This is a genomic window from Mycobacterium sp. (assembly GCF_019247615.1).
In the GTDB taxonomy this organism is placed as follows: Bacteria; Actinomycetota; Actinomycetes; order Mycobacteriales; family Mycobacteriaceae; genus Mycobacterium.
Genome location: NZ_JAFBAT010000027.1, coordinates 1 through 18,368, shown reverse-complemented (window position 1 = coordinate 18,368; position 18,368 = coordinate 1). Strand labels below are relative to the sequence as shown.

Below are 18,368 nucleotides of genomic sequence, written 5' to 3'. Positions count from 1 at the left end.
GGGCGGTCCCCCCGCGAGCACGAACCTCCGCCATTAGAATTTCAGGGCCAAGGGACCCAAATTAAAAGTAGTAGGAACGTGCAAGATCCTTCCCGGTCTGCCTACTGTGAAGCTAAACGTGTTATTGGGAATTGTGTGCGTTTGTTGCGGTATGTCGAATTGATACGTCTGGTCGATAACCGTGACCTCATGTGGACCAAATAAATGATAAGTTTGCACGAGGTCGAGAGGTACAGAAACCGTGATGGGCGGGATGGTGACAGCGCCGATTTCACCGCTGACAGGTATGTCGACGGGGATGCTCGTATGAAGACTCAACGGGATATAGGGAACGCCGACCGCAAAGCTAGGAACGAGATTGCCAAAGCCTGGCACGCTTGTGATACGGATAGTTTTGAGGTCGACGGGGCCCAGGAAACCGGTGCTGGTTACACCTAACGTGGTAGTCGGACTGCCGAGGGCCCCGTTGAATGTGATGGCACTGGTAGTGATAGGTATCGGGGGCCCGGGAGACGTGGCCGAAATCGTGATCGGACCGACGGGGCCAGAGAGTGTTTCCGGGTTGCTGAACACCGTGTCATTGATGAGTAGCGGGAATTGGTTGGTGGTGATCGGCTCGATGCTGATAGAACCGATGCTGCCGGTGATGGGTATATCGATGGGTAGGTTCGCGTGCAGGTTGACGGGAATGCCGGAAACGTTGAGCGGCCTGGCGAGATTGATCAGACCATGATAGGGACCGATGTTACCGGTGATATTTATACCCAAGTTTGTCGTTGGGCCGCCCACGGTGAGGTTAAGCGGGGTGACGTCGATAGTGATCGGATTGATGATGATGGGGCTGGAATCGGTACCGGGCGGTGAGCCGAAGTAGCCGGTGACAGCCTGATTAACATACTGAGTGCCGCCCACGGAAAGTTTCACGGTGCCGGCCAAGGGGATGGAATTAATCGGTGGAATATTGATGACAATCGGGCCGATGTCGCCGGTGATCGGTATGTCGACGGGGATGTTCGCGTGGAGGTTGACGGGAATGGCGGGCACGTTGAGCACGCTGGGCAGATTGATCGGACTGTTGCGGTGACTTCCCGTGTTGAACATGCCCGTGTTCGCGATGCCACTGTTGGCGATGCCCGTGTTCATGCTGCCCGAGTTGCCGAAGCCCCGGTTTCCGGTGCCCGAATTGCCAATACCCTGGTGTCGGCTGCCCGAATTGAACAGGCCCCTATTGTTGGGGCCCGAGTTCCAGCCGCCGAAACCATGCTGGTTATCGCCAGTTAGCCCGATCCCGACGTTGTTGTTGCCGCCGCCCAGACCCCCGTCGCCCAAGCCGATGTTGTGATTTCCGCTGTTGCCGATGCCGATGTTGTTGTTGCCCGTATTTCCAAGGCCGATGTCGTGGCTGCCGGTGTTTCCGAAACCAATGTCGTGCACACCGACGTTCCCACTGCCCACGTCGAGATTGCTGAGGTTCGCAAAGCCCGCGATTAAGCCGCCGACATTTGCCGGACCCGCGCTGAAGACGCTGCCGTGGTTCAAGAAACTCGACAGATGACTACCGATAATCCTGGCTCCGGTCGCCAAGCCCCAGTTGCTCGTGTGGTACGGGGAAGAGAAGCCGTTACCGTGACTCCCCACCCCAAAACCTAGCGACCCGATGGCGGGCAAACCTGATGTACCGATGCCCAAGTTACCGATATCCGGGCCGCCAGCGATGCCACTGTTGAAGAAATCCGGCAACGGGCCGTACAAATTCCCAAATCCCGGCAGCGATAAAATATTAAACCGCGTAATGATATGGGGCCCGATAGTGCCCGTGAGGGGTAGATCCAACGCAAGACCATTGCCTACGTCAAAGCTCAATGGAATTGAACTGGTACTGATCGTTCCCAGCGAAATAGGGCCGAACGACGTAAAGTCCAAGTCTGCCTGTATTGCGGAGGTTGTATTGTTGTATTGCAAATCCAAAGGGAAAGCCGGAATTTGCAGGTTGGGGATCCTGATGTCCCCGACGTCGCCGGTGAGTGGTGTATTGACTGTGATTCTCGCGTTGAGGTTCACGGGGCCGCTCAGCACGCTAATTTTGGGGACGGGGAAGCTCATCAGGCCGTTGCCAACTGGCACGAAATCAATGCGCACGATGTTCGTGGGACCGACGGTACCGGTGATACCGAAAGTGACCACTTCGCTGACGTTAATCCCCACCGTGGGGCCAAGGATGGTGACGGGAGGGATCGTGACAGGACCAATAGTGCCGCTGTACTGACTCGTTGGCGAGCCCCAGCTGAAGGCGCTGAGGGTAAAGCTTGGGATAGTGACCGTGGGGAGAACCGTTCTGTAAGGAATGGTGAAGGTGTAGCTCCGACTTTCACTCACGGGAAAACTCGGCAGACTGATCCCGAAGGAAACGCGTCCCGAACTCGCGGGTTCCGCAATTGCCCCTTTGGCAGCTGCGACTTGGCCGGCCACATCTTTCCCGGCCGCGGCTACGCTGGCCGAAGCTGCCCTGACAACCCTGCCGGGCGGTCCGGCGACGCTCCCCAGGCTTTGCAGCGGATAGCTGAACGGCGTCAACGCCGAGACCGCCTCCGACGCCGCCGCATGGTAACCCAGCATCGCGGCCACATCCTGAGCCCAAAATTGCTCATACTCGGCCTCCGCGGCTGCGATCGCCGGAGCATTCTGCCCCAGCAGGTTCGACGCCACCAGGGATCCCAGCCGAGCGCGGTTACCCGCCACCGTCGCCGGATGCACCGTCGCGGCCAGCGCCGCCGCGAACCCCGCCGCCACCAACCTGGCTTGGACCGCCGCTTGTGCGGCCTGCGCTGCCGTCGCGCTCAACCACTGCGCATACGGTGCGGCAGCACCCGCCATCGCCACCGACGCCGCGCCTTGCCAGGACGACCCCGCCAGCCCCGAGATCACCGACCCAAAAGATGCAGCCGCGGAATCCAACTCGGCGGCAACCTCGTCCCATGCCGTTGCGGCTGTCAGCATCGGTACCGGTCCAACGCCGGCAAACATCTGCACGGAGTTGACCTCCGGCGGCGATACCGCGAAACTGGCGGCCATCAGGTCACCATAAAGCCCTATAAAACATGTGTCTCATAAATTGGGCACGAATACCGCGCCAAATCGGCGCAGCGATGCGCGCCGGGCTTTGGGTCTGAATCGCGGCGCTAGACGGCGCGCTTGAGCTCGTCGACCATGTTGAGTTGCTCCCACGGCAGCTCGATGTCGGTACGGCCGAAGTGCCCGTAGGCGGCGGTCTGCGCGTAGATCGGCCGCAGCAGGTCCAGGTCGCGGATGATGGCGCCGGGCCGCAGGTCGAAGACTTCCGGGACGATCTTCTCGATCTTGACCGGGTCAACGGTCGCGGTGCCGAAGGTCTCGACGAACAGGCCGACGGGGGCGGCTTTGCCGATGGCGTAGGCAACTTGGACCTCGACGCGTTCGGCCAGCCCGGCGGCGACGATGTTCTTTGCCACCCAGCGCATCGCGTAAGCGGCCGACCGGTCCACCTTGGACGGATCCTTGCCGGAGAAGGCCCCGCCGCCGTGGCGGGCCCAGCCGCCATACGTGTCGACGATGATCTTGCGGCCCGTCAGCCCGGCGTCGCCCATCGGCCCGCCGAGCACGAACTTGCCGGTCGGGTTGATCAAAAGCCGTGTCGACGACGTGTCCAGGGTCCGGTGTGCGAGGTCGTCCAGCACGGTGTTGAGGACCTTTTCGCGGATGTCGGGCGTGAGCGTGTTCTCCAGGTCGATGTCGGCCGCATGCTGAGTGGAGATCACGACGGTGTCCAGCCGGACGGGAACGTTGTCCTCGTAGGCGATGGTGACCTGGGTCTTGCCGTCGGGACGCAGGTACGGCAGCACGCCGTTCTTGCGGACCTCGGTCAACCGCCGCGACAGGCGGTGGGCCAGCGCGATCGGCAGCGGCATCAGTTCGGGGGTGTCGTTGATCGCGTAGCCGAACATCAGGCCCTGGTCACCGGCGCCCTGGGCGTCGAGGGGGTCCTGCTCGCCCTCGACGCGCGCCTCGTAGGCGGTGTCGACCCCCTGGGCGATGTCGGGGGACTGCGCCCCGATGCCGATGTTCACCCCGCAGGATGCCCCGTCGAAGCCCTTCTCCGACGAGTCGTAGCCGATCTCGAGGATGCGCTTGCGGACGGTGTTGGTGATGTCGGCGAAGGCCTCCTTCGCCGAGGTCGTGACCTCGCCGACCACATGCACCTGCCCGGTGGTCACCAGCGTCTCGACCGCGACGCGTGAGCGTGGGTCCTGGGCCAGCAGCGCGTCCAGGACCGAGTCGCTGATGGCGTCACAGATCTTGTCGGGGTGCCCTTCGGTCACCGACTCACTGGTGAACAGACGACCCTTTTCGCTCACAGTCTCAATCCTTCCCAAGAATTAGTCAGCCGAATGTTATCGGTTCGGCGTCACTCGAAGTGCGCGGCTACCTGCCGTCTCCGTGCAGGAACGCGACGATCGCGTCCACGATACGACTGGCCATCAGCGTCTTGGAGCCGTGCTCCAACGCTGACTCGGTGCCGTCGGATGCCAGCAGCCAGCCGTCGTTGCTGTCCACCTCGAACGCCTTGTTGTCGCCGACGGCGTTGACGACCAACAGGTCACACCCCTTGCGCCGCAGCTTTTCCCGGGCGTGAAACAGCACGTCGCCGTTGGCGTCGCCGGTTTCGGCGGCGAAGCCGACGATGGCCCGCAGGTTGGGCAGCTGCCCATGCGCGCGGGCCCGCACCGCCCCGGCGAGCACGTCGTCATTGCGGACCAGTTCGATGGGCGGCGGATCGTCGCGCTCATCCGGGCCCTTCTTGATCTTGGCGGCGGCGACCTGTGCGGGCCGGAAGTCGGCGACGGCCGCCGCCATCACCAGGACATCCGCCGCCGGGGCGTGCTTGGACACCGCCTCGGCGAGCTGCTGCGCCGAACCGACGTGCACGACGTTGACCCCGGCGGGGTCGATCAGTCCGGCGGTGTGCCCCGCGATGAGCGTCACCTCGGCCCCACGCTGGGCGGCGACCCGGGCCACCGCATATCCCTGCTTGCCGGAGCTGCGGTTGCCGACGAAACGCACCGGATCGATCGGTTCGCGGGTGCCGCCGGCGGTCACCAAGAGCCGCCAGCCGGCGAGGTCGTAGGGCAGCGCGTCGTGGCGCTCCAGGAGCAACTGAGCCAAGGTGGTGATCTCCTCGGCCTCCGGCAGCCTTCCGGGCCCGCTGTCGGTCCCGGTGAGGCGCCCGGCCGCGGGTTCGAGCACCACCGCGCCGCGCCGACGCAGCGTCGCCACGTTGTCGACGGTGGCCGGATGCAGCCACATCTCGGTGTGCATGGCAGGAGCGAACAACTGCGGGCAGCGCGCCGTGAGCAGCGTCGCGGTCAGCAAGTCGTCGGCCCGGCCGTGCACCGCACGGGCCAACAGGTCGGCTGTGGCGGGCGCAACAACGACCAGGTCGGCCTGCTTGCCCAGCTGGACGTGCGGTACCTCGGGGATGTCGTCGAAGACGCCGGTACGCACTGGCTGGCCGGAAAGCGCCTCGAACGTGGCCGCCCCGACGAACCGCAGCGCGGACTCGGTGGGGATGACGCGCACCTCATGACCGGCCTCGGCGAGCTGACGAACGACCGTGCACGCCTTATAGGCGGCGATGCCCCCAGAAACGCCGACGACGACTCGTTTGGGGACTCGTTTGGGGAGTCCTTTGGGAACCCGGTTTCCGTCCACAGCGCCCGGCCGTGCCCTAGTTACTCGCCCTCGGTGTGCTCGAGCAGGTCGGCGTGGATCTCGCGCAACGCGATGGACAGCGGCTTCTCCTGCAGCCCGGGCTCGACCAGTGGACCGACGTACTCGAGGATGCCCTCGCCGAGCTGGTTGTAGTAGTCGTTAATCTGCCGCGCCCGCTTGGCCGCGTAGATCACCAGCGCATACTTGCTGGACACGCGGTCCAGCAGCTCGTCGATGGGTGGGTTGGTGATGCCCAGGGGGGTGTCGTAGCCCCCATGGCCGCCTGCCGACGGATCGAACTGGTCCACGGCGGTCAGCGACGCGTCGGACTGGGGAGTACTCACGTAGGTCAATCTCCTGGGGGTTGAGAGCGGCTGGAATCTCTAGAAATTCGGTGCTTAACGGGGTCCCGCGAGGCGTTTCAGGCCGGGCCCGACGGATTTACCAGCAAGGATACCAATTCGGCGCACGCAGACTCCAATTGACTGTTGACCACGACCTCATCGAAGTCATTTTGAGCCGCCATTTCGACGCGCGCGGTGTCCAGGCGGCGCCGCATCACCTCGGGTGTCTCGGTGCCGCGACCGACCAGCCTCGCCTCCAGGTCCTCCCAGCTGGGAGGTGCCAGGAATACGGTAACGACCTCGGGCATGGCTCTCTTGATCGCCCGCGCCCCCGCCAGGTCGACCTCGATGAGCACGGGAACCCCGGAGGCGGTGGCGGCCCGCACCGGCTCGGCCAGCGTGCCCGATCGGTGCAGGCCGCCGTGGATGTCGGCCCACTCCAGGAGCTCGCCCTCGTCGATCAGTTGCTGGAAGCGGGTGGGGCTGACGAAGTGGTAGTCGACGCCGTCGATCTCGCCTGGTCGGGGCGCCCGGGTGGTGGCCGAGACGCTGAACTGCAGGTTGGGAATCCGCTCGCGCAGACACCGGACCAAGGTTGACTTGCCGACCGCGGAGGGACCGGACAGGACGACGACGCGCCCCCGGGCCGTTGGCCCGTTACGTGTCCCGTCGTCGACGTCCGGTCCCCGGCCGGCGCTCACCGGCGCTCCCGGGCCGATGCCGGCTCGATCCGACTGCCCGCCTTCTCCTCAGGCCTTCCGGCCTGCATCGTCGGCCGGCTAGGAGCCGAACTTTTCCAGCAGGGCCTTGCGCTGCCGGTCGCCGAGGCCGCGCAGGCGGCGGGTGGGAGCAATTTCCAGCTCGTTCATGATCTCCTGCGCCTTCACCTTGCCCACCTTCGGCAAGGCCTCGAGCAGCGCGGACACCTTCATCTTGCCAAGGACTTCATCGCGCTCGGCGTCCTTGAGCACCTGGGAGAGGTTGGTGCCACCACGCTTGAGCCGGTCCTTGAGCTCTGCTCGTGCTCGACGTGCGGCAGCCGCCTTCTCCAAGGCGGCCGCGCGTTGCTCGTCGGTCAACTGGGGAAGGGCCACGATTCCTCCGTATCTGATCAATCGATCTCAGTCGATCTCTTTTGTCTTCGCCGGGTACTTCTGCCAGCGCAGACGACCGTACTCAGCCTTCCTGACGAAATCTAACCCGCCCCCCTGCTTAAGCGCGCAAACGTCCAGCGTGAGCCCGGAGGGCGGGCCGGGGGGACGGGCGCCGCGGTGTCGCCGACACCGGCTCGACATTGCGCTAGCGCGCCGGCCCGCTCGCCTCGGCCGATTCCCAAATTTGGTGCCTACCAGGGCTTTCGGCGAGATGACGGTCTGAAGTGGCGCACTGGCGGCCACCGGAGAAGCCCTTGCCGACTCTGCCGCGGGCGCGAGTGCCACGGATCACGCATTTGGCTGCGGCGTGTCGCGCGTGTCGCGCGCCGCGTCAACTGGCAGCTCAGAACCCCGGACTACCATCAACGCGTGCCCACCTGCGCGTCCGTCAGGCGGCCGAGCTGCTCGGAGTCAGCGATGACACTGTCCGGCGACGGATCAACCAGGCCACCCTGGCGGTCAGTCGCGGTGGCCGTCGTGAAGGCGACGACCGTCATCGTCGAGACCGCAAGCCTCCCCTGAGGGCTTCCGCGTCGGACGCGTCGCCCTACTTGGTCGACAGGTATGCGACGGCATCCAACATGCGTTCGCCCGCCGCGCGCAGGTCCGCCACGACCGGGCCCGCCCGAAGCACCTCGCGGGCGACCGCGGGCAAGAGCTGATCGGGCAGCGCTCCGCCGAGCTCCCCGAGTTTCTCCGGGCGGCCGCCCTGCGCCCCGACACCGGGGACCAGCACCGGGCCCCCCAGCCCGCTGACATCCGGGGCCTCGAAAACGGTTGCCCCGAGGACCACGCCCACGTATCCGCGTTCGGATCCGGTGGCTGACCGGTTGATGACCGCCGCCTGGTCGACGATCAGCTGGGAAACGGCGCGGCCGTCGAACATGGCGCGCTGCACGGTTGCACCCTCCGGGTTGGAGGTTGCCGCCAGCACGAACACCCCCCGGTCGTGCGCCGCTGCGGCCTCCAGCAGCGGCCGCAGCGAGCCGAACCCCAGATAGGGCGAGGCGGTGACGGCGTCCGCGGCCAACGGGGAGTCGCCCGCCCAGGCGGCGGCATAGGCCGCCATGGTCGACCCGATGTCCCCCCGCTTGGCATCGGCCAACACCAACACCCCGACCGATCGCAGCGCGGCAATCGTGCGTTCCAGCACCGCGAACCCGGCGGCGCCATAGGCCTCGAAGAATGCCACCTGGGGCTTGACGACGGCGAAGCCGGAAAAAGCCTCGACGCAGATGTCGCAGAATGCGGCCAGCCCGTCCGCGGTGGTCGGCAGGTCCCAGGCCCGCAGCAGTTCCGGGTGCGGATCGATGCCCAGGCACAGCGGTCCGCGCGTGCGCTTCGCCTCGGCCAGCCGCGCGGCGAAGCCGGTCACCGGGCCCCCTCATCGCCGGCGCCGTGCGCACCGATGGCCGCGGCGCCGTGCGCACCGATGGCCGCGGCGCTGTGCGCACCGATCGCGCTGTGCAGCTCCTGCAGCGACCGCACGCCGATGTCTCCGCGGATCCCCGCTTCGATGCCCTGCACGGCGGCGGAGGCGCCCTGCACCGTGGTGACGCAGGGGATGTTGACCGACACCGCTGCCGAGCGGATCTCGTAGCCGTCGATGCGCGGACCGGAATTCCCGAACGGCGTGTTGATCACCATGTCGACCTCGCCGGCCCTGATGGCGTCGACCGCGGACGTCGCCGGTCGGCCAGGCTGCGGAGGCTCAAAGTGCTTTCGCACCTCGTCGCATGGGATCCCGTTGCGGCGCAACATCTCCGCGGTGCCCTCGGTGGCAAGCACACGAAAGCCTAAGTCCGCCAACCGTTTGACCGGAAACACCAGTGACCGTTTGTCCCGGTTGGCCACCGACACGAACACCGTGCCGTCTGCCGGCAACGATCCGTACGCGGCGGTCTGGCTCTTGGCGAAGGCGCTCCCGAAGTCGCGGTCGATACCCATCACCTCGCCGGTCGACTTCATCTCCGGTCCGAGCAGCGAATCGATGGCGGCCCCGTCGACGCGCCGGAAGCGATGGAATGGCAACACCGCCTCCTTGACCGCGATCGGGGCTTGCGGCGGCGCGTGTGCGCCGTCACCGTCGGGCGCGAGCATCCCCTCGGAGCGGAGCTGAGATATGCTGGCCCCCAACATGATCCGGGCGCAGGCCTTGGCCAGCGGGATCGCGCTGGCCTTCGAGACGAATGGCACCGTGCGGCTGGCGCGCGGATTGGCTTCGAGGACGTACAGCACGTCGTCCTTGAGGGCATATTGCACGTTGAGCAGCCCGACGACGCCGATGCCGTGGGCGATGGCTTCGGTGGCGCGGCGCACCTTTTCGATGTCGCTGCGGCCAAGGGTGACCGGCGGCAGGGCGCAGGCCGAGTCGCCGGAGTGGATGCCGGCCTCCTCGATGTGCTCCATGATGCCGCCGATGTAGACCTCGGCGCCGTCGCACAATGCATCGACGTCGATCTCCACCGCGTCCTCGAGGAAGCGGTCGACGAGCACCGGGTGTTCGGGCGAGAGCGCGGTGGCGCGGGTGATGTAGCCCTCCAGCGTCTCCTCGTCGTAGACGATCTCCATGCCGCGGCCGCCCAACACATACGACGGCCGCACCAGCACCGGGTAGCCGATCTCGTCGGCGATGCGGCGAGCCTGGGCGAAAGTCGTTGCGGTGCCGTACTTCGGCGCGGGGAGGCCGGCGGCGCTGAGCACGTCGCCGAAGGCGCCTCTGTCCTCGGCCAGGTCGATCGCTTCCGGCGGTGTGCCCACGATCGGCACCCCGGCGTCGAAGAGCCGTTGCGCCAGGCCGAGCGGGGTCTGGCCGCCGAGCTGCACGATGACGCCGACGACGCCGGGCCCGCCGCTGCCCGATTGGCTCTCCGCGTGGAACACCTCGAGGACATCCTCGAATGTCAGCGGCTCGAAGTACAGCCGGTCGGCGGTGTCGTAGTCGGTGGACACCGTCTCGGGGTTGCAGTTGATCATCACGGTCTCGAAACCGGCCTGGGACAACGTGGTTGCCGCATGCACGCAGCTGTAGTCGAATTCGATGCCCTGGCCGATGCGGTTGGGGCCCGAGCCGAGGATGAGCACCTTCGGTTTCTCGGCCTGCGGGGCCACCTCGGTCTCGGCGGCGGGGTCGAGTTCGTAGCTGCTGTAATGGTAGGGCGTCTTGGCCTCGAATTCCGCGGCGCAGGTGTCCACCGTCTTGTACACCGGGTGGATGCCCAGCCGTTCGCGCAGCGAGCGCACGCCGTTCTCGCCGGCCAACTCCGGTCGCAGCGAGGCGATTTGTCGATCAGACAATCCGCTGTGCTTGGCCCGGCGCAGCAGCTGGGCGTCGAGCACGGGGGCGGCGACGAGCTCGCCGCGAAGCTTGACCAGCTCGCCGATCTGTGCGACGAACCATGGGTCCACACCGGAGGCCTCGGCAACCTCTTCGATGGCGGCGCCCAGCCGCAGCGCCAGTTCGATGTCGTAGAGCCGGCCCTCGTTCGGGGTTTGCAGCCGGTGCAGCGCCTCCTCGACATCACCGGCCGGGTCGGCGGTGGTCCAGAAGCCGGCGCGGCCGGTCTCCAGTGACCGCATGACCTTGCCGAGGGCCTCGACGAAGTTGCGGCCCAACGACATTGCCTCGCCGACGGATTTCATGGTGGTGGTCAGGGTGGCGTCCGCGCCGGGGAATTTCTCGAACGCGAACCGCGGCGCCTTGACCACGACATAGTCCAGGGTGGGCTCGAAGCAGGCCGGGGTTTCCTTGGTGATGTCGTTGACGATCTCGTCGAGGGTGTAGCCGATGGCCAGCTTGGCCGCAATCTTCGCGATCGGGAAGCCGGTGGCCTTGGAGGCCAGGGCGCTCGACCGGGACACCCGCGGGTTCATCTCGACGACGATCAGCCGGCCATCGTTCGGGTTGACCGCGAACTGGATGTTGCAGCCGCCGGTGTCCACGCCGACCTCGCGCAGGATCGCGATGCCGAGGTCGCGCATCCGCTGGTATTCCCGGTCCGTCAGCGTCATGGCCGGCGCGACGGTCACCGAGTCTCCGGTGTGCACGCCCATCGGGTCGACATTCTCGATGGAGCACACCACCACCACGTTGTCGTGGCCGTCGCGCATCAGCTCGAGTTCGAATTCCTTCCAGCCGTAAATCGATTCCTCGATGAGCACGTTGGCGCTGGGGCTCGCGGCCAGGCCGGCGCCGGCCATCCGGTCGACCTCGTCGGCGGAGTGCGCCATGCCCGAGCCCAGCCCGCCCATGGTGAAGCTGGGCCGCACGACCACCGGCAGTCCGACCTCCTCGACCGTCTCCCGGACCTCGTCGATGGTGAAACAGACTCGGCTGCGGGCGGATTCGCCGCCGACCTTGGCGACGATGTCCTTGAACCGCTGCCGGTCCTCGCCACGCTGGATGGCGTCGAAATCCGCGCCGATGAGCTCGACGCCGTAGCGCTCCAGCGCCCCGTTTTCGTACAGCGCGACCGCGGTGTTCAGTGCGGTCTGACCACCCAGGGTGGCCAGCAAAGCGTCAATCCTGTTGCCGCGCTCGGCCTGCTGGGCGATCACCCGTTCGACGAACGCCGGGGTGATCGGCTCGACGTAGGTGAAGTCGGCGTACTCCGGGTCGGTCATGATGGTGGCCGGGTTGGAGTTGATCAGGCTGACCTGCAGCCCCTCGGCGCGCAGCACCCGGCATGCCTGGGTGCCCGAATAGTCGAATTCGGCGGCCTGCCCGATCACGATCGGCCCGGAGCCGATCACCAGCACATGGCGCAAGTCGGTGCGGCGCGGCACTAGCGTCCTCCCGCCATCAGGTCGACGAACTGGTCGAAGAGGTACTCCGCGTCGTGCGGGCCGGCGGCCGCCTCGGGGTGGTATTGCACCGAGAACGCTCGCCCGTCGGCGAGTTTGACGCCTTCGACCACACCGTCATTGGCGCACGTGTGGCTGACGAGCGCCCGGCCGAACGGCGTGTCGAAGGACTGGCCCGCCTCGCCCTCCAGCGCGAACCCGTGATTCTGCGCGGTCACCGCGACCCGCCCGGTGGCGTGGTCGATCACCGGCACGTTGATGCCGCGGTGTCCGAAGACCATCTTGTAGGTGCTCAGGCCCAGCGCGCGCCCGAGTATCTGGTTGCCGAAACAAATTCCGAACAAGGGTATTCCGGCGGCCAGTACCTCACGAGTGAGCGCGACCACGTGGTCGGCGGTGGCCGGGTCGCCCGGCCCGTTGGACAGGAACACGCCGTCCGGTTTGACGTCGAGGATCTGCTCGAATGTCGCCGACGCCGGCAGCACATGGCTGCGGACACCGCGCTGGGCGAAGTTACGCGGCGTGTTGGTCTTGATGCCGAGGTCGAGCGCTGCCACGCTAAACCTTTGCGGCCCTTCAGGTTCAACAATGTAGGTGTTTCCGGTGCTGACCTCGCCGGCGAGGTCGGCGCCCAGCATCGATTCCTGGTCCCGCACCCGGTCCAACAGCTCGTCTCCGTCGGACAGCACGTCACCCGAGAACACCCCCGCCTTCATCGAACCGCGGCTGCGCAGGTGACGCACCACCGCGCGGGTGTCGATGCCGGCGATCCCGACGATGCCCTGGCGGACCAGCTCGTCCTCCAGCGTGCCGGTGGCACGCCAGTTGGAGGCGCGGGGCGACGGGTCGCGTATTGCGTAGCCCGCGACCCAAATCTTGTCGCCGCGGCTCTCGGCGTCCTCACCGTTCCAGCCGGTATTTCCGATTTGCGGCGCGGTGGCCACCACGATCTGCCGGTGGTAGCTGGGGTCGGTCAGCGTCTCCTGATAACCGGACATGCCGGTGGAAAAGACGGCCTCCCCGAGCGCCTGGCCGACCTTGCCGAACGACGTGCCGGTGAACACCCGGCCGTCCTCGAGCACTAATAGCGCTTTGCTCACGCGGCTCCCTTCTGCTGGGATTCCAGCCACTGTTGGTAGTCGTCCCGGTGCTCCGCCCGAAAGCCGGTATCGATCTCGGCCCCCGACGCCAGCCGCCAGCGGATCGCCAATATCCCAATGCGGGAACCGACCCTCGGTGTCATGCGGCGTTCCATGCGGATATCCGTGATGGAGTCCTGAGGAATCCAAATGGGATGGGCCCGTACGCGTTCCACCATGATTCCCGCCGGGTAACGGATCAGCACCGCCTTGCTCCGGTAACCCAAATCCCCGGCCGCGATCCGCTCGTTCCAGTCGGGTGCCATCATCGAGCCGCAGTAGTGGCCGCGTGTCGTGATCGACGCGGCGCCCACGGTTGCGGGCATCTCGGGCAGGTCGCCGATCAGCTCCTCCTGCCGCTGCGCGCGGCGCTGCCAGCCACGCATCATCAGCTGAATCAGCACCGCGATCACGACCACCAGCACGGCCGCGAAGATCAGCGACCCCACCAGCGTTGCGGAGTTCATGCGGGGCTCTTCCCGTCCCGAGCGGTGACCTTTCCCCGCAACAGGGTCGCGGTCACCGTGGCCGGCAAGGTCATTGCCTCGTACGGCGTATTGGCTGACCGGCTGGCCAGCTCCGGACCGGCGACCGTCCAGGTGGCGTCCGGATCCACCACGGTCACGTTGGCCGGTTCCCCGACCTCCAGCGGGCGTCCCTGATCGGGCAAACCCGCGATGCGAGCGGGATTCTCGCTCATCACCCTCGCTACGTCCCGCCACGTCAGCAGGCCCGGCGCCACCATCGTCTGAACCACCACGGAAAGCGCCGTCTGCAACCCCAGCATGCCAGGGCGGGCCGCCGAGAACTCAACACATTTCTCGTGCTCGGCGTGCGGGGCATGGTCGGTGGCCACACAGTCGACTACCCCGTCGACCAGCGCTTGACGCAACGCGGCCGCGTCGGCGGCCTCGCGCAGCGGCGGGTTGACCCGGTTCACCCCGTCGTAGCTGGCGAGCCTGCTGTCGTCGAGCAGCAGGTGATGGGGGGTGACCTCGGCCGTTATCGAAATGCCCTGGGCCTTGGCCCATTTGAGGATCTCGACGGTGCCGGCGGTGGAGGCGTGGCAGATGTGCACCCGGGCGCCGGCGTCGCGGGCCAGCAGCGCGTCACGGGCGACGATCGACTCCTCGGCCGCCCGCGGCCAACCCGAGAGTCCCAGCCTGGCGGCGGTGGGCCCCTCGTGGGCGACGGCGCCGACGGTCAGCCTCGGCTCCTCGGCGTGCTGGGCGATCAGCACGCCCAGGCCGGTCGCGTACTCCAGGGCGCGGCGCATCACCAACGGGTCGTGCACGCAGACCCCGTCGTCGGAGAACATCCGCACCTGCGCGGCGCCGGCCGCCATCATGCCCATCTCGGTCAGCACGGTTCCGCCGAGCCCGACGGTGACGGCGCCGACTGGGTGCACGTCGACCAGGCCGACCTGCTGGCCACGGTGCCAGACATGGTCGGTGACCACCGGGCTGTCGGCCACCGGATTGGTGTTGGCCATCGCGAACACCGCCGTATAGCCACCCAAAGCCGCTGCGGCCGAACCTGTTTCGATGTCCTCGGCGTATTCGCGACCCGGCTCGCGCAAGTGGGTGTGTAGGTCGACGAATCCCGGCAGTAACACGTGGCCCGTCGCGTCGATGACGTCGGCGGTGTCCGGAATCTCAAGTCGGCGACCGATATCGGCGATCTGGCCGTCATCGACCAGGACGTCGACGCGGTCGCCTTCACCGTAGAGGCGCACACCACGAATCAGCACAGTCACGCCGCGACCTCCTCCGCCCCCACCAACACGTGAAAGAGCACCGCCATCCGCACGTGCACTCCATTCGAAACCTGTTGCAGCACGGCTGATTGTGATGAGTCCGCGACCGACGACGAGATTTCCATGCCGCGGACCATGGGTCCAGGGTGCAGCACGACGGCGTGGTCCGGCAGCAGCGCCTGGCGCCGGTCGGACAGCCCGTACCGCACCGAATACTCGCGCACCGACGGGAAGAAGCCGCCGTTCATCCGCTCGGCTTGCACCCGCAGCATCAACACCGCGTCTGCGGCCGGCAGCTCGGCGTCGAAGTCATGCGAGACGGTGACCGGCCAGCCCTCCACACCGATCGGCAACAAGGTGGGGGGCGCCACGAGCACCACCTCGGCGCCCATCGTGGCCAGCAGCATGACATTGGAACGGGCGACCCGGCTGTGCAGGATGTCGCCGACGATGACGATGCGGCGACCCTCGATGGCACCGAGCCGCTGCCGTACGGTCAGGGCGTCCAGCAGCGCCTGCGTCGGGTGCTCGTGAGTGCCGTCGCCGGCATTGATCACCGCGGGGGCAGAGCCATCGGCGGCTTTCACCGCCGAAGTCCACTCGGCCAGCAGGTGCGCCGCACCGGACGCCGGATGCCGGATGATCAGCGCGTCCGCGCCGGCCGCCCGCAGGGTCAGCGCGGTGTCGCGCAGTGACTCCCCCTTGCCCACCGAGGATCCGGCCGCGCTGACGTTGATCACGTCGGCGCTCATCCACTTGCCCGCCACCTCGAAGGACACCCGGGTTCGGGTGGAGTTCTCGTAGAACATCGTCACGATCGTGCGGCCCCGCAACGTCGGCAGCTTCTTGATCTCACGGCCCACGAGCGCCTGCGCGAACCGGTCGGCGTCGTCGAGGATGGCGGTGGCGTCGTCGCGGCTCAGGTCGCCGGCCGCAAGCAGATGGCGCGTCATCGCGAGATCACCACCCCGTCGCGGCCGTCGTGCTCGCTCAGCAGCACGTGCACGCTCTCATTGCGCGAGGTGGGCACGTTCTTGCCGACATAGTCGGCGCGCAGCGGAAGTTCGCGATGGCCGCGGTCGACCAGCACCGCCAGTTGCACCGCCCGCGGGCGGCCCACGTCGCGCAGTGCGTCCAGGGCCGATCGCACCGAGCGGCCCGAGTACAGGACGTCGTCGACCAGGATCACCAGTGCCTCGTCGATGCCGCCGGTCGGGATCGAGGTTGCCGCCAGTGGCCGCGGCGGTTTGATCATCAGGTCGTCGCGGTAGAGCGTGATGTCGAGCGCGCCGTGGGGAATTTGGACCCCGCTGTACTCGCCGATGTTGGTCGCCAGGCGCTCGGCGAGTATCACGCCACGGGTCGGGATTCCCAGCAGCACCACCCTGGGCGCGTCCGAACCATCCAGCGCGGTCTTCTCGATGATCTGGTGCGCGATGCGGGAGATGGTGCGGCCCACGTCGGCCGCCGACATCAACTCCCGGGATTCGCGGCCTTTGTCACCTGCACTGTCACCTGCACAGCTGGTGTCACCCGCGGCGCCCATGCGTGATTTGACCTCCTTCTCCGCCTCGCCGGACGGATCGTTAAAGGATGTCGACTGCCGGGCAGCCTAGCACTTTCGCGCGGCGCCGCCGCACCGCAGTCATCGTGTCGGTGCGCCCGTGTAGTATCGAAAGCATGTTCGAAAGGGATGCCGCAGAGGCGGCGCTCATCGCGCGGATCCGAGAGTGGGAGACGGTCAAGTCGGCCGCCGCCGCAGAGCAGGCACGCGCGGCCGCAGACCTCGACGGATTACGTCGTCGCAACGAGGCTGCCGCCGGGATCCCGGCCGCTCAGCGCGGCCGCGGACTCGCCAGCGAGATCGCGCTCGCACGGCGGGACTCGCCAGCTAGGGGCGGGCGGCATCTCGGTTTCGCCAAGGCGCTCGTGCACGAGATGCCCCACACACTCGCCGCGCTGGAAGCTGGCCTGTTGTCGGAGTGGCGGGCCACGCTGATCGTGCGGGAATCGGCTTGCCTGGACCTCGACGATCGCCGTGCGCTGGACGCCGAGCTGTGCGCCGAGGGGTCGAAGCTCGAGGGGATGGGCGACGCGCGGATCGCCGCGGCAGCCCGGGCAATCGCGTACCGACTCAATGCGCAGGCGGTGGTGGATCGTGCGGCCAAGGCCGAATCCGAGCGCACGGTGACGATTCGACCCGCCCCCGACACCATGACCTACGTGACGGCGCTGCTCCCGATGGCCCTTGGCGTTTCGGTGTATGCGGCGCTCAAGAGGGCCGCCGACACCACGTTCGACGACCGCACGCGCGGCCAGGTCATGGCGGACACGCTGGTCGAGCGCATCACGGGAAGACCCGCGGACGTGCCGCAACCGGTCGCGGTCAACCTCATCCTGACCGACGAGACGCTTCTGGGCGGTGACGAGACCACGGCGACCGTCGCCGGGTACGGGCCGATACCGGCGGGCGTGGCCCGCAATCTGGTGCGGACCGCCGTCGGCGATGCTCGGTCGCGTGCCACGCTTCGGCGGCTTTACCGCCATCCCCGCTCGGGGGCGCTGGTGACCATGGAGTCACGGGCGCGCTGCTTCCCGAAGGGGCTGGCGGCATTCATCGAATTGCGCGATGAGCGCTGCCGCACCCCGTACTGCGATGCCCCGATCCGCCACCACGACCACGCCCGGCCGCATCGCCGCGGCGGACCGACCAGCGCGACCAATGGCGTCGGGTCGTGTGAGCTCTGCAACTACGCCAAAGAAGCAGCGGGCTGGCGGGTCCACGCGACGATAGATGAAACATGCTCTCACATAGCCGAATTCATCACTCCGACCGGGATGCACTATCGCTCGACCGCACCGCCGAAAGGGTTGCCGCTCGAGATATTCGTCAGCGAGGTGGAGACCAGCATCGCTGTCACGATTGCCCGGCACCACGCCGCGTAGCTATAGCTAAGCTAGCCGCAAGGGTATTGCCCGTTGAGCACGCAATTCGCCGGCGGCGAGTAGGAACCGGTCAGCACACCTCTCATACCACCTGTGGCTGAACCACCCGGTGCGATGACGCGATTCCAGTTCGCGGGGGTGAGAACGTAGTGGGTGCCAGATTGAGCAAATTTGCTATTCCACGTGTGCAAGACGGATTCCCCCGCCGGCAAGTCGAAATCAAGCCTCCAATCGCTCAGCGGCGCGATGCTCGAGTTGGTGACGGTGAATTCGGCGATGAAACCGGTCTGCCACGAATGTGACACCGACAACGTCGCCGTGGCCGCAGCTGCATGAGCTACGGGGGCAATGGCGAGTCCGAGGCCGGCAACTGTCAATGCCGACACGGAAACGTGAAGCGCTGCGCGCCAGCGCTTCACGTAATTGTCCAGTCCGGCCATAGCAGCCAACACTAGAGCCAAAATTCTGGCCCGGACACACC

At 66.7% G+C, this 18,368-nt stretch carries 15 protein-coding genes and 1 pseudogene; 2 read left to right on the top strand and 14 right to left on the bottom strand.

What is annotated here, in order from left to right; genetic code table 11:
- Positions 1 to 33: 33 nt before the first annotated feature.
- The 6 genes from JO059_RS01780 to mihF all read right to left on the bottom strand — a co-directional run bounded on the left by JO059_RS01780 (position 34) and on the right by mihF (position 7,183).
- Positions 34 to 3,072 (bottom strand): PPE family protein, encoded by a 3,039-nt coding sequence (locus tag JO059_RS01780; protein ID WP_293314284.1) that lies wholly within the window; start codon positions 3,070 to 3,072, stop codon positions 34 to 36.
- A gap of 107 nt (positions 3,073 to 3,179) precedes the next feature.
- A complete protein-coding gene (gene metK / locus JO059_RS01775) occupies positions 3,180 to 4,391 on the bottom strand; it encodes a methionine adenosyltransferase (protein WP_293314283.1) in 1,212 nt (403 codons plus the stop codon).
- A gap of 67 nt (positions 4,392 to 4,458) precedes the next feature.
- The gene (gene coaBC / locus JO059_RS01770) at positions 4,459 to 5,745 is read right to left on the bottom strand and encodes a bifunctional phosphopantothenoylcysteine decarboxylase/phosphopantothenate--cysteine ligase CoaBC (RefSeq protein ID WP_293314281.1); all 1,287 of its coding nucleotides are present in this window, start codon (positions 5,743 to 5,745) and stop codon (positions 4,459 to 4,461) included.
- A gap of 20 nt (positions 5,746 to 5,765) precedes the next feature.
- Complete coding sequence (gene rpoZ, locus JO059_RS01765; protein ID WP_293314279.1) at positions 5,766 to 6,089, bottom strand: DNA-directed RNA polymerase subunit omega; 324 nt, start codon at positions 6,087 to 6,089, stop codon at positions 5,766 to 5,768.
- A 77-nt stretch (positions 6,090 to 6,166) separates the two neighbouring features.
- A complete protein-coding gene (gmk, locus tag JO059_RS01760; protein ID WP_293314277.1) occupies positions 6,167 to 6,790 on the bottom strand; it encodes a guanylate kinase in 624 nt (207 codons plus the stop codon).
- Positions 6,791 to 6,868: 78 nt separating this feature from the next.
- Positions 6,869 to 7,183 (bottom strand): integration host factor, actinobacterial type, encoded by a 315-nt coding sequence (gene mihF, locus JO059_RS01755; protein WP_293314275.1) that lies wholly within the window; start codon positions 7,181 to 7,183, stop codon positions 6,869 to 6,871.
- Positions 7,184 to 7,578: 395 nt separating this feature from the next.
- Between mihF and JO059_RS01750 the strand changes: the two are divergent.
- Positions 7,579 to 7,701 (top strand): annotated as a pseudogene (locus JO059_RS01750) (DeoR family transcriptional regulator); the annotation flags it as partial.
- A gap of 89 nt (positions 7,702 to 7,790) precedes the next feature.
- Here the strand turns inward: JO059_RS01750 and pyrF are convergent.
- The 7 genes from pyrF to pyrR are packed head-to-tail and all read right to left on the bottom strand — an operon-like array spanning position 7,791 to position 16,487.
- On the bottom strand, positions 7,791 to 8,618 hold the full coding sequence (gene pyrF, locus JO059_RS01745) for an orotidine-5'-phosphate decarboxylase (protein ID WP_293314273.1): 828 nt from the start codon (positions 8,616 to 8,618) through the stop codon (positions 7,791 to 7,793).
- On the bottom strand, positions 8,615 to 12,028 hold the full coding sequence (carB, locus tag JO059_RS01740; RefSeq protein ID WP_293314271.1) for a carbamoyl-phosphate synthase large subunit: 3,414 nt from the start codon (positions 12,026 to 12,028) through the stop codon (positions 8,615 to 8,617). The genes pyrF and carB overlap by 4 nt, the downstream gene beginning before the upstream one ends.
- Positions 12,028 to 13,146: a glutamine-hydrolyzing carbamoyl-phosphate synthase small subunit gene (gene carA, locus JO059_RS01735; RefSeq protein WP_293314269.1), complete on the bottom strand. Its 1,119-nt coding sequence runs from the start codon at positions 13,144 to 13,146 to the stop codon at positions 12,028 to 12,030. Before carA ends, carB begins: the two co-directional genes overlap by 1 nt.
- Positions 13,143 to 13,652: a transporter gene (locus JO059_RS01730; protein WP_293314267.1), complete on the bottom strand. Its 510-nt coding sequence runs from the start codon at positions 13,650 to 13,652 to the stop codon at positions 13,143 to 13,145. Before JO059_RS01730 ends, carA begins: the two co-directional genes overlap by 4 nt.
- Entirely contained in the window at positions 13,649 to 14,941 is a 1,293-nt protein-coding gene (locus JO059_RS01725; RefSeq protein ID WP_293314265.1) for a dihydroorotase, read from the bottom strand. Before JO059_RS01725 ends, JO059_RS01730 begins: the two co-directional genes overlap by 4 nt.
- On the bottom strand, positions 14,938 to 15,894 hold the full coding sequence (locus tag JO059_RS01720; protein ID WP_293314264.1) for an aspartate carbamoyltransferase catalytic subunit: 957 nt from the start codon (positions 15,892 to 15,894) through the stop codon (positions 14,938 to 14,940). Before JO059_RS01720 ends, JO059_RS01725 begins: the two co-directional genes overlap by 4 nt.
- Positions 15,891 to 16,487 (bottom strand): bifunctional pyr operon transcriptional regulator/uracil phosphoribosyltransferase PyrR, encoded by a 597-nt coding sequence (gene pyrR, locus JO059_RS01715; RefSeq protein ID WP_293314262.1) that lies wholly within the window; start codon positions 16,485 to 16,487, stop codon positions 15,891 to 15,893. The genes JO059_RS01720 and pyrR overlap by 4 nt, the downstream gene beginning before the upstream one ends.
- A 134-nt stretch (positions 16,488 to 16,621) precedes the next feature.
- Here pyrR and JO059_RS01710 point away from each other — a divergent pair, with 134 nt between their 5' ends.
- Complete coding sequence (locus JO059_RS01710; RefSeq protein ID WP_293314260.1) at positions 16,622 to 17,887, top strand: HNH endonuclease signature motif containing protein; 1,266 nt, start codon at positions 16,622 to 16,624, stop codon at positions 17,885 to 17,887.
- Between the two features lie 11 nt (positions 17,888 to 17,898).
- On the opposite strand, the gene JO059_RS01705 is transcribed toward JO059_RS01710, so the two are convergent.
- Entirely contained in the window at positions 17,899 to 18,327 is a 429-nt protein-coding gene (locus JO059_RS01705; protein ID WP_293314325.1) for a cellulose-binding domain-containing protein, read from the bottom strand.
- Positions 18,328 to 18,368: the final 41 nt, after the last annotated feature.